The sequence below is a fragment of the Megamonas sp. genome (assembly GCF_986095205.1).
On the sequence record NZ_CFQVBI010000025.1, the window covers coordinates 51,922 to 66,422 of the forward strand.

The window sequence follows — 14,501 nt, forward strand, 5'->3', positions numbered from 1 at the left end:
TCTAAATAATACATTTCTTTTGTTATTTATACTATAAACCTTAGAGTAAACTTCATGTCAATAAAAAAATGCTTAAATATTTATTAATTTATAATAAATACTTAAGCATTGTATTTTTTATTTCCAAATTAACTGCATTAAATTTTTATACTCATTATTCAAATGTTTTATAATCACATCAAACATAGTATAAATCAAGTTACCTTCTTTTTCTATTTCATTGAGAAGAATACAGCAATCTAAAATCAAATTATCTTCATTATCAAAATAATATTTAAATGACTTATATGTTTTATTTAATTCATTTATTCCTATTCTTAGCTCTGTTTCATTATCTTTATTTAAAGCCTTAGCTGCTACAAAAACCCTTATCATGCCATAAATACTATCATCTAAAATAACAAGTACAGGCAATTTTTGTCCTTTAATATCAAGATTTGAACGAAAAACTACTGTATTAAATTCATTATTTTCAAATTCATTTACCTGAAAACTATTAATATTTTTTTCCTCTAAAAATTTTTTAAATGCTTCAGCTCTATTATTCATTATATATAACTCCTCTCTTCATCAATAGTTTTATATCTATTTCACAATTTCATATGGCCAATTTACAATGCCACCAAAATTATAAACATTCACATAACCCATCTTAGCTAATTTAATTGAAGCATCTGTAGCTCTTCTACCACTTCTACAATAAACTAATATCATTTGTTCTTTATCAGATAATAATTCTTGTAATAGTTTATTATCAGGGCTAATTTCTTCATTTGGCAAAGATATAGCATTTTTAATATGACCATCTTCATATTCTGGTTTAGTTCTTACATCTAAAATCACATAATTTTCTTCACTGTCCATAAACTGTTTTGCTTGTTCAGGATCAATTTGTCGAAAGCTGATATTTTCACCTACATCTACAACTTCATTATCAGCTTTTGCTATTTGATTAAAAGCTATTAAACCCATACCTAATACCATAACTACTAATATATACTTCACATATTTAAACATAATTACACCTCACCAACGTTTAAACAATTCATTTTCTACTACTTCTGGATGATGATATTGCTTATCCTTTAAATTATAACTGCCAAAATTAATCGCCTGCATTGGACACCACTGAATACACGCTAAACAGTATATACAATTATTATTTGACTTAAACTTTATTTTTCCTGCTTCTTCAATGATATTGTTTGTAGGGCAAAGTTTTACACATCGCTTACAATGAATACAATTCTTTTTAACTGTCTTCTTTTGTAAACATTTCTTTATAAATAACCATGAAATATATTTCTTTATTACATACCACCATGATTTTTTCACTAAAACATTATTGTTAGTCTTGCGTTGATTTAATTCTTCTGCAATTTGCAATACTTTATCTTTATACGTATTCAATGAGTTATAATCGTATTTTTTACCCCAAAAACTTAAGATATTATCTGGTAAATATACCTCATTTCTATATGCTAAATCTATATTTTTAGCTTTTAATAAATCTTGCATTGTTATAAAAGTATTTCCCACTTTACCGCCACAAGTAACTACAGCATAACAATATATTTTCTTATCGCTTTTTATCTCTAATTTTTTTATAAAATCCTGCATTAAATCTAAAACATCATAACAATGTACAGGAAAAACAAATCCCATTACACTATCATCATGCTTATAATCTTTTACAGTGCTGATATCTTGCATTTTATCTTGTGTTAAATATGCCAATAATTTCGCTACTTGATACGAATTTCCAGTTCCTGAAAAATAATATATCATTACTTATTAAATTCTCCATTTCTTTTATTCCTTAAATAGATTTTATAAATTCCTATAATACGCTCCCCATTTATTCATCAAGTTTATTATAGGCTCTATTGTTTTGCCTATTTCCGTCAAAGAATATTCCACTTTAGGTGGAACTACAGCGTAGACTTTGCGAGATATGATTTTATCTTTTTCCAATTCACGTAAATTAGATGTTAATACTTTTTGTGTACAAGGAATAGCTCTATTTAATTCTGAAAATCTTTTTGTTCCTTTTAACAATTCTTTAACTACTAATATTTTTGTTTTTGTCCCAAAAATTTGTAAAGATACAGCTACATCACAAGGTAATAATTCTTTTTCCATATTGCTCCTCTTCCATTTCTTTACTATCTTTGAAGAAACTATAATACTTTAAAGTACCTTCTTCATAAACATTTTTATCTGTGATATTATTATAACAAATTTACAAATCTATATCAGAAAGGATTTTTATGATGAAAATTCAACAAATACGCAACGCTACTTTAATCATAACTTATGCCAATAAAAGATTTCTAATTGATCCAATGTTTGCACCTAAAGATTTTTATCCACCAATACCAAAATGTTTTAATCCCAATACTAAATGGCCTCTTGTAGATTTACCCTTTGCCATTTCCAAAATCATTGATAATATTGATGCTGTAATTTTAACACATTATCATATCGACCATTTTGATGAATTTGCAGTTCAGGCACTACCTAAAGACTTAAAAATCTACGTTCAAGATGATATTGATAAACAATTATTGATAAATCATGACTTTACTAATATCGAAGTTTTAACAAAAGAAGGCAATTCATTTGATGATATCAAGCTCTATAAAGTTGATTGTCAGCATGGCATAAAAGCTCTCACTGTGCCGTATTTTGAATTTACAAGTAATTATTTTAATATGAGTGTCCGCTATGAAGCCATGGGCGTTATTTTCCAACATAAAAATGAAGAAACTTTATATCTAGCTGGCGACACTATATTTTGTGATTTTGTCAAAAATGCTATTGCTCAATATGCACCTGCTAAAATTATCATCAACTGTGCAGATGCCCAATTTGAACACAGTGGCTCTATCATCATGGGAACTGATGATATTTTAAAACTTCATCAATATGCTCCTAATTTAAAAATAATAGCTAGTCATTTAGATACTGTAGGTCATGCCACTTTAAACCGTCAACAATTAAGCAAATTTATCACTCAACATAAATTAACCGATTATATCTTCGTACCAAAAGACGGGGAAATAATCTAAACGAAAATACATTTATCAGAAAAATCCCTTTAAATATTGAAATTAATTATCATTTTTATTATACTTGATATATAAATTATATATCCTAACGAAAAGAAGTGATATTCTTGCAAAAAGAACATTTTGATATCACAGGTATGACATGTTCGGCTTGCTCTAGTAGAGTAGAAAAAGCTGTCGGTAAATTACCTGGTATAATCAATCACTCGGTGAATTTACTAAAAAATTCTATGGTTGTGGAATTTGATGAAAAATTATTATCCACAAATGAAATTATTCAAGCTGTAGAAAAAGCTGGTTATGGTGCTTCATTGCATTATAATCAATCTTTGGGCAAACAAAGTCCTACAAAAATTGAAAATAAAGCAGAAGATATTCATACACAAATGAAAAAACGTTTATTTATCTCTATTATTTTCATGTTACCTCTATTTTATATTTCTATGGGACATATGTTTTCCTTACCTATGCCCTCTTTACTTCTAGGTACAGAAAATGCACTTTCGTTTGCTTTTACTCAATTTTTATTATTAATTCCTATAGTATTCGTCAATTTCAAATATTATAGCGTAGGCTTCAAAACATTATTTCAACTTTCGCCTAATATGGATTCTTTGATTGCCCTTGGCTCAAGTGCTGCCATTATCTATGGTATTTATGCCATTTATAAAATAAGTTTTGCCTTAGGTCATGGAGATTTATCTACAGCTCATCATTTTAGCATGGATTTATACTTTGAATCAGCAGGTATGATTTTGACCTTGATCACCTTAGGAAAATTTCTCGAAAGTAGAGCTAAAAATAAAACATCTGATGCTATCACCAAATTGATGAATTTAGCACCGAAAACAGCTCTTCGCTTAGAAAATAATCAAGAACAAGAAATTTCTATTGATGATGTAAAACTAAATGACATTCTAATCGTCAAAGCAGGTGCAAGTATTCCTACAGATGGTATTATTATTGAAGGTCATGGCGTTATTGATGAATCTTCTCTTACTGGTGAACCTATTCCTTGTGATAAAACAATTGACCAAACTGTAATTGGTGGTACAATCAATAAATCCGGCTATTTTAAAATGCGTGTTACTAAAATTGGCGAAAATACTACTTTAGCTCAAATCATAAATTTAGTAGATGATGCCACTAGTTCCAAAGCACCTATTGCCAAAATCGCTGATAAAATCAGTGCTATCTTTGTTCCTATTGTAATAACACTCGCTATTATTGCCACTATCATCTGGCTATTTAAAGGCGAAAGTTTAGAATTTGCTTTATCTATTGGTATCTGTGTATTGGTTATTTCTTGTCCTTGTGCTTTAGGACTTGCTACACCTACAGCTATTATGGTAGGCACAGGTAAAGGTGCAAGTTTAGGTATTTTATCTAAATCAGCCCAAGCTTTAGAAACTCTTCACAATATCAATACAGTTGTTCTCGACAAAACAGGCACAATAACTCAAGGCAAACCTCAAGTAACAGATATTTATACTTCAAAAGAAGTAACACTTCAACAATTATTGACTATTGCCTCTTCATTAGAAAAATTATCTGAACACCCTTTAGGTGAAGCCATTCTTCAAGTAGCAGATAAACACAATATATCGACTCTAGCTGTAGAAAATTTTAAACAAATAGCAGGGCAAGGATTATCTGGTATTATTGACAATTCCATTTGTCTTGCAGGTAATCAAAAATTATTAATCGCTCATGATATTGAAAATGAACAGCTATTTTCCCTAGGTAATAAATTAGCCCAGCAAGGAAAAACACCTTTATACTTCACTAAAGATGATACAATCCTTGGCTTAATAGCTATCGCTGATACAATTAAAGCAACAAGTCCTCCAGCTATTCAAGAATTAAAAAATCTCGGTATCAATATCTATATGTTGACTGGTGATAATCAACTCACAGCAAAACAGATAGCTAAGCAAATAAATCTTGAAGAAAATAATATAATTTCTGATGTATTACCTCAAGATAAAGAAGCCAAAATTCGTCAGCTTCAAAATCAAGGGCAAAAAGTAGCCATGGTAGGTGATGGCATAAATGACGCTCCTGCACTTGCTCGTGCTGATGTTGGTATTGCTATTGGGGCTGGTACAGATATTGCTATTGACTCCGCTGATATTATTTTAATGAAAAACAATTTACTAGATGTAGTAACTGCTATAAAATTAAGTAAAGCCGTTATCAAAAATATCCGTGAAAATCTCTTCTGGGCATTTATCTATAATATCATAGGTATTCCTATTGCCATGGGCTTATTTTATACTGCTTTTGGTTTAAAACTAAATCCTATGATTGGTGCTCTAGCCATGAGTTTTAGCTCCGTTTTTGTCGTAACTAATGCTCTTCGTTTGCGTTTTTTCCAAAATAATTATCAAACTTCATCCATAAATAAAGATAATTCATCTACTGCCATAAATATTCAAGCAATAGATTTAAATACATCAAAAGGAGACGATAATATGGGATTATTAAATAATTTATTCCACAAAAATAGTGAAAAACAAACTGAAAAAATTATATCTATTGAAGGTATGATGTGCCAACACTGTGTAAAACATGCCACAGAAGCACTGGAAAAAATAGATGGTGTCAGTGATGTAAAAGTAAGTCTTGAAGATAAAAATGCTGTTATCCATGTAAATCAAAATGTTACAGATGAGCAAATAACTAATGCCATTGTTGAAGCAGGCTATGAAGTTACTGCTATAAAATAAATAATATAAAATAATTAAAAATCCTTTCTATAATCTATTGAAAATTTTTAAGTCTATGTTATAATGTTAAAAAACATATTTTATAGAAAGGATTTTTTTATGTTTAAAATACTTGTAAAAATCATCTGCGTTATAACAATTTGTTTATTCGCTACAAATTGCACCTCTGCTGAAAATTCAACTTCATCAAGCAATCAAAACACTTCCATGCCAACAACTCAAACAACAAAAAATTCCATTGATTTATCTTCTTATTTTGAAAATATTAATGGTACGGCTGTATTTTATACACCTGATACAAATACATATAATATTTACAATGATGAGCTAAGCACCAAACAATCTTCTCCTTGCTCTACCTTTAAAATTTTCTCCACTTATGTAGCTTTAGACAATAAGACTATTGACGTTAATAATTCTCTTCGAAAATGGAATGGCACTATTTACTGGTATGATGCATGGAATAAAGATATCGATTTAGATACAGCATTTAAAACATCTTGTGTTTGGTATTATCGCCAAGTCATTGATGAAATTGGACAAGATACTATGCAAAAATATATCGATAAATTCAATTATGGCAATAAAAATATTTCTGATTGGGACGGAAAAACAGATTTAGATGATGACCCTAGAGATTTAAAAGGTTTCTGGCTAGAAACTTCTTTAAAGATTTCACCATTAGAACAAGTACAATTATTAAATCGCCTATTTTCTGCTAATGAAAATCCTATGGCTTTAGCTAAACTAAAAGAATTAATGTTAGTTTATGAAGATAATAACACTGGTCTAAAAATTTATGGCAAAACTGGTTTTGGTAAAGTAAACGGTGAAAATACTGATGCTTGGTTCACTGGTTTTTATGAGATCAATAATCAACGAACATATTATTCTGTACGTTTAGATGACCCTAAAAATCCTCAAGCATTAAGTTCCACGGCCAAAGAAATCGCTATTAATATCATTAAAAATCTAAATAAATGACAAAAGGCTTTTCTTAGTAGTAGTGAAAATGATACTAAGAAAAGCCTTCTTTTTTATTTATTTAACATACGCATTGCTCTTGCAATTACTTCTTTATACTCTCTTTTTATTCTACTTGCTAATAAATAACTTATGATTGTAGCCAAAATAGCAAATACCCCACCTGTGATACCTACACTGTTTAATCCTGCTAAATCAACAGATAATGAACCTGCAAAGGAACCTACAGCAATACCTACATTATATGAAGATGATGTAAGTGAACCTGCTAATGCCAAAGTCCCTGGATAGAATTTCTTGGACACCTGTAAATAATACATCTGTGTTGGTGTGTTTAATAAATACATCAATACACCTAAACAGCAGATAACCACACTGCCTAAAATAAATGATTCCATAGTAAAAGTCAATAAAATAGAAAATATTGCTTGTCCTGCAAATATCATCCATAAAATACGCATACCGCCCCAATAATTGAGCATAGGAGATAACAAATTACTAATCATTGCCGCTACACCAAAGATAACAAATGCTAAAGTCAATAAATTAGCAGATAAGCCCATTTTATCTAATAAAATAGGGGATAAATAAGTATAGAAACAATATGCAGAAGAACCACTTAAAATCATTGCACTTACTGCCATAATAATACGTCTATCTTTTAATAATACTAATTGTTCCATAATATTATTAGTTGGTGGTAAGTTTTTCGTTGGTAAAAATTTAATCATTAATAATAACAATAGAATACTAACAACAACGATAAAGGCAAATGCTACACGCCAACTTGCAAATTGTACGATAAACATACTAAATGGCACACCAAATACTGAAGCAATATTGAAGCCAGCAAAAATCCAAGATATTACTGAAGACGTGTATTTTCTTGGTGCAACATCTGGAGCAAATGTCATTGACATTGAAATTAAAGCACTAGACACAGCTGCCAAAAATATTCGTGAAGCCAACATAACTGGATAGTTAGGTGCTAACATACAAGCCACATTACCTAGTGTAAATAAAAACATTAAGCTTAAAACCGTACGATATCTAGGAAATCTTGATAGATATGCCGTAATTAAAGGTGCGCCCACTGAATAAACTATGGCAAATGCAGAAATCAATAAACCTGTTTGCGTGATTGATACATTCAAATCTTCTGCAATATTCGGCAAAATACCAATAACCACATATTCACAAGTACCCAATACAAAACTAAGCATAATCAACATGATTACTCTGATATTAAACATAATGTTATGATCTCCTTTACTATTTTTTTATTTATATTCCCTGTACTTATTATTAGTAATAATAAGTAATTTAACTCGTTAAACGTTTACTATTATATATATTTTTTTTTATAAATACTATGCTTTCATATATTAAAAACATTGCTAAATGTCTTTTCTTTTTTACACAATAAACACAAAATTAAAAGAGCAGATTTTAAAATCTACTCTTTTTCCCAAAATCATTTAATTTTATTTATTAATTTACCAATTGGAGGAATTTCACAAACTACTTCATCTCCAGATTTTAGCCATTTTCCTGGTTTATATCCCATGCCCACACCTGATGGCGTACCTGTAGCAATGATATCTCCTGCTTCTAAAGTCATTCCTTGCGATAATTCTGATACTACTTTTGGTATATCATTTAAAAATAATTTTGTATTTGAATTTTGGCGAAGTTCCCCATTTACACTGCATTTTATATCCACCTCTACAGGAAATGGCAAAGCTGATTTATGCAAAATAACAGGGCCCATAGCACTATAAGTATCTAAAGATTTTCCCTTAAACCATTGCATATGTTTTAATTGCAATCTACGTGAAGAAAAATCATTGAAAATACTATAACCAAAAATATAATCTTCTACTTTATCCACAGGTATATTTTTGCCAGTTTTACCTATGATTACCGCCAATTCCACTTCATAATCTAAAGCATTATCTATATCCAAACAAGCCTGTACATCTTCATTTGTACCGATTATTTTAATCGCACGCTTGCCAAAATAAACTGCATCATTACTTGTTTTCTTAAAATTTTTTGCACGTTCACTAGCTTCTTCTAAATGAGCTTGATAATTTACACCCACACATAAAATGTCATGTATTGGTCTCTCTATTGGTGATAATAATTTAACTTCACTCAATTTATAGCTCTTAAAATTATTATTTTCATCATCTAATTTTGTCTGTATATTTTTTATATCATCTTCATTTAATTGTTCAATCACATCTTGCATACAGCAAAAAGTTTTATCTGCATATAAATCATTAAGTACTATTATCTTATCTTCATCATTTGCTAAAACACCTATCAATTTCTTATCTTCTATTTTAAAATTTACAAACTTCATTATCCTTCATTCCTTTCCTTACTTACTAACTAAAATATATATTATACATTTTCAACCTAAAATCCTTCTATTTTATAATCCTATTCAACAAATAGGTTTTAAAGAAAACAATTTTATATAGTTCTTTTACCAAACTAAATTTATTATTGTATTTACTCTAATAAATTATTTTATATTCATCTTGACATTATATACTATTCATACTAAAATAATAGTAAATAAGATATAAATTTCTTTTATTCTTTTAATTTATAAATATATTTTAAATCTATATATAAACAAGTAATTATCATATTTTCACAAACTTTAAACCTACTATAAAAGTAGGATAGGAGGATATATTTCATGACTAAATCTCTTTTAAATATTACGGACTTATACGCTAGTGCTGAAGATAAAACAATTTTACAAAATTTAAATTTAAATATAAATCAAGGTGAAACTCATATTTTAATGGGCCCTAATGGTGCAGGAAAATCTACATTAGGCAATGTTATCATGGGTAATTCTCAATATAAAGTAGACCGTGGAAGTATATTTTTCGAAGATGAAGATATTACTTCTGCTAGAACTGATGAACGTGCTCAGAAAGGATTATTCTTATCTTTCCAAAGCCCTATAGAAATCCCTGGTGTTTCTATCTCTCAATTTATCCGTACTGCTATGGAAACAAAAGAAAAAATCCGCCTAAAAGCTTTTCGCGATAAATTAAAAACTGTTACTAAGACACTCGGTATCAATGAACAATGGATTAATCGTGAGTTAAATGTAGGATTTTCTGGTGGCGAACGCAAAAAAATTGAAATGCTTCAATTATTAATGCTAAATCCTAAATTAGCTATCCTAGATGAAACAGACTCTGGTCTTGATGTTGACGCTGTAAAAACTGTTTCTCGCGGTATACAGACATTCCAACAAGATGAGCAAAAATCTTTATTAATTATCACTCACAATAGCAAAATCCTTGAATATCTCCATATTGATTATGTTCATATCTTAATCAATGGAAAAATCATCAAAACAGGAGATGCTTCTTTAATAAAAATCATTAACGAACAAGGCTATGAACCTTTTATCACTGGACAAGGAGAATAAAATCATGAATGAAGCAGAAAAAAGACAAAATGAATATATAAATCAAACTGCTGAACGTGTAGAAAATCGTTATGATTTTAAAAAAGCAGAAAAAGATGCTTATCGTCTCAAAAAAGGTCTCACGCCTGAAATCGTAGAAGAATTATCTGCTAAAAAAAATGATCCTGAATGGATGCGTGAATTTCGCTTGCGTTCTTTAGAAATCTACCACAGCTTAGATGTACCACCATGGGGACCATCTATTGATGATTTAAATATCGACAATATCGTAACTTATGTAAAACCAAATACTGATATGCAAGGTTCATGGAAAAATGTACCTGAAGATATCAAAGATACTTTCGATAAATTAGGTATTCCTCAAGCTGAACAAAAATCCCTAGCTGGTGTCGGTGCCCAATACGACTCTGAGGTCGTTTATCACAATCTCAAAGAAGAAGTTGCCAAACTAGGTGTAATTTATACAGATATCGAAACTGCTCTCAAAGGCCCTTATGAACCTATGATACGTGAACATTTTATGAAACTTGTAACACCTCGCGATCATAAATTTGCGGCCTTACATGGTGCAGTTTGGTCTGGTGGCTCTTTCGTATATGTACCACCTGGAGTAAAAGTGGACATTCCACTTCAATCTTATTTCCGCCTAAATGCAGCAGGTGCAGGGCAATTTGAACATACATTGATTATCGTAGATAAAGGAGCTGACCTTCACTTCATCGAAGGCTGTTCTGCTCCTAAATATAATGTAGCTAATCTGCATGCTGGCTGTGTAGAATTATTCGTCGCTGATGATGCAAAATTGCGTTATTCCACAATCGAAAACTGGTCAAAAAATATGTATAATCTCAATACCAAAAGAGCAAAAGTAGGTAAAAATGCTACTATGGAATGGATTTCTGGCTCATTTGGCTCTCATATCTCTTACCTTTATCCAATGACAATTCTTGCAGGTGAAAATGCCAAAGCAGAATTTACAGGAATTACCTTTGCAGGTAAAGGGCAAAACCTCGATACAGGAGCTAAGATGGTGCATAATGCCCCTCATACATCTTCTTTAATCAACACAAAATCCATTTCTAAAGATGGTGGTGCTAGTACATTTAGAAGTTCTGTTGTTGTAGCAAAACAAGCACAGCACAGTAAAGCCCTAGTTTCTTGCCAATCTTTAATGCTAGATAATATTTCTCGTTCAGATACAATTCCAGCAATGGACGTGCGTACAAATAAAGCCAGTGTCGGACACGAAGCCAAAATCGGTCGCATTAGTGATCAAGCTGTATTTTATCTCATGAGTAGAGGTCTAAGTGAAGCCGCTGCTCGTGCTATGATTGTAAACGGATTTGCTAATCCAATATCTAAAGAATTACCAGTAGAATATGCTGTAGAAATGAATCATTTAATTCAATTAGAAATGGAAGGCGCCATTGGCTAAAAGGAGATATGACTATGAATATAAAAATTGAACATGCAAATAGTTTACCAATGCCAACATGGCGTTGGTTAAAATTAAATGATACAACTATATCTTATGATAATATAGATAAATTAACTCCCCTCAAACCTCAAATCATCAATTCCACGGAAAATATTTCCCTAGCTTCACAAAAAGATATAGCTTTTGCCAACTTTCCTCACATCACTACTGGTATCGGCTCAGATGCTGATAATTTTGTAGTAAATAACGCTAGTAACAAAAACTATTTCACTATCAAAGCAAATACGATTACCCAAAAACCTTTAATCTTCATTTATGATTTAACCGATAACCTTGATTTAATTGATGATAATTATATTTACGCTCAAGAAAATAGCCAAGCTACTATAATTATCGTTTATAATTCCCCTTATCATAATCAAGGTTTTCATGCGAGCAGTACAAAAATTTTCGCTGAAAAAAATGCTCAGATTAAAATAATTCAACTGCAAACACTCGGCAAAGACTATTTTAACTTTGATGATATTGGCACACTTACTCAAGAAAATGCTCATATATCCATTCAACAAATTGCTTTAGGTGCAAATAAAAATTATCTAGGTGCAAATATTGATTTATTACAAAATAATGCACAACTAGATTTCCAAACAGATTATTTAACTACTAAAAATCAAATGCTCGATATGAACTATATTGTCAATATTCAAGGTCAAAAGACCAAAACTAATTTAACGACAAATGGTATCTTAATGCATAACGCTCAAAAAACACATCGTGCAACTTTAGATTTTAAACAAGGTTGCAAAGGTTCTATAGGTACAGAAGCAGAAAATGTATTATTACTTGATGAAGATATCCACAATAAATCAATTCCTCTAATTCTTTGCGGTGAAGATGATATCGAAGGCAATCACTCCGCTTCTATCGGCGAAATGGATAAAGAGCAATTATTTTATCTGCAAACTCGTGGCTTAAATGAAAGACAAATTCGCCAAATGCAAATTGACTCCAAACTTCAATTAATCACAACAAATTTACCTGAAGAACTTCACGCTTATATTTCCACTTATCAACAGGAGGCTTGCTATCATGAAAACTAATTTTCGCCAAGATTTCCCTATATTAAATGATGAAGCAAACCCTGTCGTTTATTTAGATAGTGCTGCTACTACGCAAAAACCACTAAGTGTGATAAAATCCCTAGAAAATTATTACACATCTCAAAATGCAAATCCCCTTCGTGGTCTCTATAAATTGAGTGCTACTGCTACAAGTGAATACGAACAAGCTCGCCACAGCGTAGCACAATTCATCAATGCTAATGAAGATTGTGAGATTATTTTCACTAGAAATACTACTGAATCTTTAAACCTCATCGCCTACACTTACGGCATGGAAAATATCCAAGAAGGCGATGAAATCGTAATCTCCATTCTTGAACATCATAGCAATATACTTCCATGGCAAATGATAGCAAAATTAAAAAAAGCTACATTAAAATATATGTATATAAATGATGAAGGCATTATTTCTGATGAAGAAATCCAAACAAAAATCACACCTAAAACAAAGATAGTTTCTATCACTCAAGTTTCAAATGTCTTAGGCATTGCCACTCCCTTAAAAGCTATAATAAAAAAAGCTCATGAAGTAGGTGCTATCGCCATTGTTGATGGTGCTCAAGGTGCTCCTCATATGGCAACAGACGTCCAAGATTTAGATTGTGATTTTTACGCATTCTCCGGTCATAAAATGTTAGCACCTATGGGAATTGGCGTTTTATATGGAAAAAAATCCATACTTGAACAAATGCCTCCATTCTTACGCGGTGGAGAAATGATCGAAACAGTATCCGAACAAGATGCTACATTTGCCCCACTTCCAGAAAAATTTGAAGCTGGTACACCTAACGTATCTGGAGCAATAGCATTAAAAGCCGCTATCGAATATATAAATCAAGTAGGATTTTCCTATATTGAGCAACAAGAAGAAAAATTAATGAAAATCGCCATGGAAGAATTATCTAAATTGCCTTATATCACCATTTATGGCTCACCAGATTATAAAAAACATAAAGGTGTATTGAGCTTTAATATTCAAGATATTCACCCTCATGACGTATCTTCACTTGTCGATTATCATGGAAATATAGCCCTTCGTGCAGGCAATCATTGTGCTCATCCATTATTAAAATATCTAAATGCACAATCAACAAATCGCATAAGCTTTTATTTCTATAATACAAAAGAAGATGTTTATCAATTCATTGAACAAATAAAAAAAGTAAGGAGTTATTTAGGATACGATGTTTAATCTCTATAATGAAATCTTAACCGAACACAACCTTCACCCTAATAATAAATGTTCACTAGCAGATGCTACACATCACCAACATGGTATTAATCCTAACTGCGGTGATGAAATCACGCTCTCCTTAAAACTCAATAACAATATTATTGAAGATGCTAGTTTCCAAGGTTCAGGTTGTGCTATTTCTCAAGCTTCCACAGATATCATGATTGATTTAATGCTTGATCAACCAATCGACAAAGCCAAAGAATTATGTCGATTATTCATTGGCATGGTTCAAGGTACAATCACTGACGAAAAAGAACTTGCCCCTTTAGATGAAGCTCTTACCTTTAAAAATATATCCAAAATGCCAGCTCGTGTAAAATGTGCCGTACTCAGCTGGCATACTATGGAAACAATCCTAGACAAAGCCCTCCAAAACTCTCAATAAATAAAAAGTATCATCTTGATTTAAATAGTTCAAAACTAAAATTAAGATGATACTTTTTTTATTTAAAATTTAC

At 30.9% G+C, this 14,501-nt stretch carries 14 protein-coding genes; 8 read left to right on the top strand and 6 right to left on the bottom strand.

Annotated features, from left to right (window positions below; all coding sequences use genetic code 11):
• Positions 1 to 117: 117 nt before the first annotated feature.
• From AC5LAX_RS03915 to AC5LAX_RS03930, 4 genes are read right to left on the bottom strand one after another with little or no spacing between them, the layout of a single operon-like run.
• Positions 118 to 549: a thiamine pyrophosphate-dependent enzyme gene (locus AC5LAX_RS03915; protein ID WP_018999514.1), complete on the bottom strand. Its 432-nt coding sequence runs from the start codon at positions 547 to 549 to the stop codon at positions 118 to 120.
• A gap of 36 nt (positions 550 to 585) precedes the next feature.
• Positions 586 to 1,017 (bottom strand): rhodanese-like domain-containing protein, encoded by a 432-nt coding sequence (locus AC5LAX_RS03920; protein ID WP_008537590.1) that lies wholly within the window; start codon positions 1,015 to 1,017, stop codon positions 586 to 588.
• A 9-nt stretch (positions 1,018 to 1,026) separates the two neighbouring features.
• Positions 1,027 to 1,788, bottom strand: a complete 762-nt coding sequence (locus AC5LAX_RS03925; protein ID WP_288909542.1) for an EFR1 family ferrodoxin — start codon at positions 1,786 to 1,788, stop codon at positions 1,027 to 1,029.
• 42 nt (positions 1,789 to 1,830) lie between these two features.
• Positions 1,831 to 2,142 carry a winged helix-turn-helix transcriptional regulator gene (locus AC5LAX_RS03930; protein WP_117976564.1) on the bottom strand — a complete coding sequence of 104 codons (312 nt, stop codon included), beginning with the start codon at positions 2,140 to 2,142 and terminating at the stop codon, positions 1,831 to 1,833.
• 128 nt (positions 2,143 to 2,270) lie between these two features.
• On the opposite strand from AC5LAX_RS03930, the gene AC5LAX_RS03935 reads away from it, so the two are divergent.
• From AC5LAX_RS03935 to AC5LAX_RS03945, 3 genes are all read left to right on the top strand, one after another.
• Positions 2,271 to 3,071: an MBL fold metallo-hydrolase gene (locus AC5LAX_RS03935; protein ID WP_288909543.1), complete on the top strand. Its 801-nt coding sequence runs from the start codon at positions 2,271 to 2,273 to the stop codon at positions 3,069 to 3,071.
• A gap of 98 nt (positions 3,072 to 3,169) precedes the next feature.
• On the top strand, positions 3,170 to 5,800 hold the full coding sequence (locus tag AC5LAX_RS03940; RefSeq protein WP_288909544.1) for a heavy metal translocating P-type ATPase: 2,631 nt from the start codon (positions 3,170 to 3,172) through the stop codon (positions 5,798 to 5,800).
• Positions 5,801 to 5,899: 99 nt separating this feature from the next.
• Positions 5,900 to 6,784 carry a penicillin-binding transpeptidase domain-containing protein gene (locus tag AC5LAX_RS03945; protein WP_288909545.1) on the top strand — a complete coding sequence of 295 codons (885 nt, stop codon included), beginning with the start codon at positions 5,900 to 5,902 and terminating at the stop codon, positions 6,782 to 6,784.
• A 53-nt stretch (positions 6,785 to 6,837) separates the two neighbouring features.
• On the opposite strand, the gene AC5LAX_RS03950 is transcribed toward AC5LAX_RS03945, so the two are convergent.
• Positions 6,838 to 8,037 (bottom strand): MFS transporter, encoded by a 1,200-nt coding sequence (locus AC5LAX_RS03950; RefSeq protein WP_115151771.1) that lies wholly within the window; start codon positions 8,035 to 8,037, stop codon positions 6,838 to 6,840.
• A 221-nt stretch (positions 8,038 to 8,258) separates the two neighbouring features.
• Positions 8,259 to 9,152, bottom strand: a complete 894-nt coding sequence (locus tag AC5LAX_RS03955) for a fumarylacetoacetate hydrolase family protein (RefSeq protein WP_204922405.1) — start codon at positions 9,150 to 9,152, stop codon at positions 8,259 to 8,261.
• 345 nt (positions 9,153 to 9,497) lie between these two features.
• Here AC5LAX_RS03955 and sufC point away from each other — a divergent pair, with 345 nt between their 5' ends.
• Genes sufC through sufU form a run of 5 tightly spaced genes read left to right on the top strand, consistent with a single transcriptional unit; the run spans position 9,498 to position 14,428 of the window.
• Positions 9,498 to 10,247 (top strand): Fe-S cluster assembly ATPase SufC, encoded by a 750-nt coding sequence (gene sufC / locus AC5LAX_RS03960; RefSeq protein WP_117585133.1) that lies wholly within the window; start codon positions 9,498 to 9,500, stop codon positions 10,245 to 10,247.
• Between the two features lie 4 nt (positions 10,248 to 10,251).
• Complete coding sequence (sufB, locus tag AC5LAX_RS03965) at positions 10,252 to 11,682, top strand: Fe-S cluster assembly protein SufB (RefSeq protein WP_018999523.1); 1,431 nt, start codon at positions 10,252 to 10,254, stop codon at positions 11,680 to 11,682.
• Between the two features lie 14 nt (positions 11,683 to 11,696).
• Positions 11,697 to 12,785: a SufB/SufD family protein gene (locus tag AC5LAX_RS03970; RefSeq protein WP_288909546.1), complete on the top strand. Its 1,089-nt coding sequence runs from the start codon at positions 11,697 to 11,699 to the stop codon at positions 12,783 to 12,785.
• A complete protein-coding gene (locus AC5LAX_RS03975) occupies positions 12,775 to 13,998 on the top strand; it encodes a cysteine desulfurase (protein WP_117464401.1) in 1,224 nt (407 codons plus the stop codon). The genes AC5LAX_RS03970 and AC5LAX_RS03975 overlap by 11 nt, the downstream gene beginning before the upstream one ends.
• Entirely contained in the window at positions 13,991 to 14,428 is a 438-nt protein-coding gene (gene sufU, locus AC5LAX_RS03980) for a Fe-S cluster assembly sulfur transfer protein SufU (protein ID WP_015563337.1), read from the top strand. Before AC5LAX_RS03975 ends, sufU begins: the two co-directional genes overlap by 8 nt.
• Positions 14,429 to 14,501: the final 73 nt, after the last annotated feature.

Coding starts and splice junctions, on each gene's coding strand:
- AC5LAX_RS03970 (WP_288909546.1), top strand. CDS start 11,697: ATGAATATAAAAATTGAACATGCAAATAGTTTACCAATGCCAACATGG.
- AC5LAX_RS03950 (WP_115151771.1), bottom strand. CDS start 8,037: ATGTTTAATATCAGAGTAATCATGTTGATTATGCTTAGTTTTGTATTG.
- AC5LAX_RS03915 (WP_018999514.1), bottom strand. CDS start 549: ATGAATAATAGAGCTGAAGCATTTAAAAAATTTTTAGAGGAAAAAAAT.
- AC5LAX_RS03920 (WP_008537590.1), bottom strand. CDS start 1,017: ATGTTTAAATATGTGAAGTATATATTAGTAGTTATGGTATTAGGTATG.
- sufB (WP_018999523.1), top strand. CDS start 10,252: ATGAATGAAGCAGAAAAAAGACAAAATGAATATATAAATCAAACTGCT.
- sufU (WP_015563337.1), top strand. CDS start 13,991: ATGTTTAATCTCTATAATGAAATCTTAACCGAACACAACCTTCACCCT.
- AC5LAX_RS03975 (WP_117464401.1), top strand. CDS start 12,775: ATGAAAACTAATTTTCGCCAAGATTTCCCTATATTAAATGATGAAGCA.
- AC5LAX_RS03945 (WP_288909545.1), top strand. CDS start 5,900: ATGTTTAAAATACTTGTAAAAATCATCTGCGTTATAACAATTTGTTTA.
- AC5LAX_RS03930 (WP_117976564.1), bottom strand. CDS start 2,142: ATGGAAAAAGAATTATTACCTTGTGATGTAGCTGTATCTTTACAAATT.
- AC5LAX_RS03925 (WP_288909542.1), bottom strand. CDS start 1,788: ATGATATATTATTTTTCAGGAACTGGAAATTCGTATCAAGTAGCGAAA.
- AC5LAX_RS03935 (WP_288909543.1), top strand. CDS start 2,271: ATGATGAAAATTCAACAAATACGCAACGCTACTTTAATCATAACTTAT.
- sufC (WP_117585133.1), top strand. CDS start 9,498: ATGACTAAATCTCTTTTAAATATTACGGACTTATACGCTAGTGCTGAA.
- AC5LAX_RS03955 (WP_204922405.1), bottom strand. CDS start 9,152: ATGAAGTTTGTAAATTTTAAAATAGAAGATAAGAAATTGATAGGTGTT.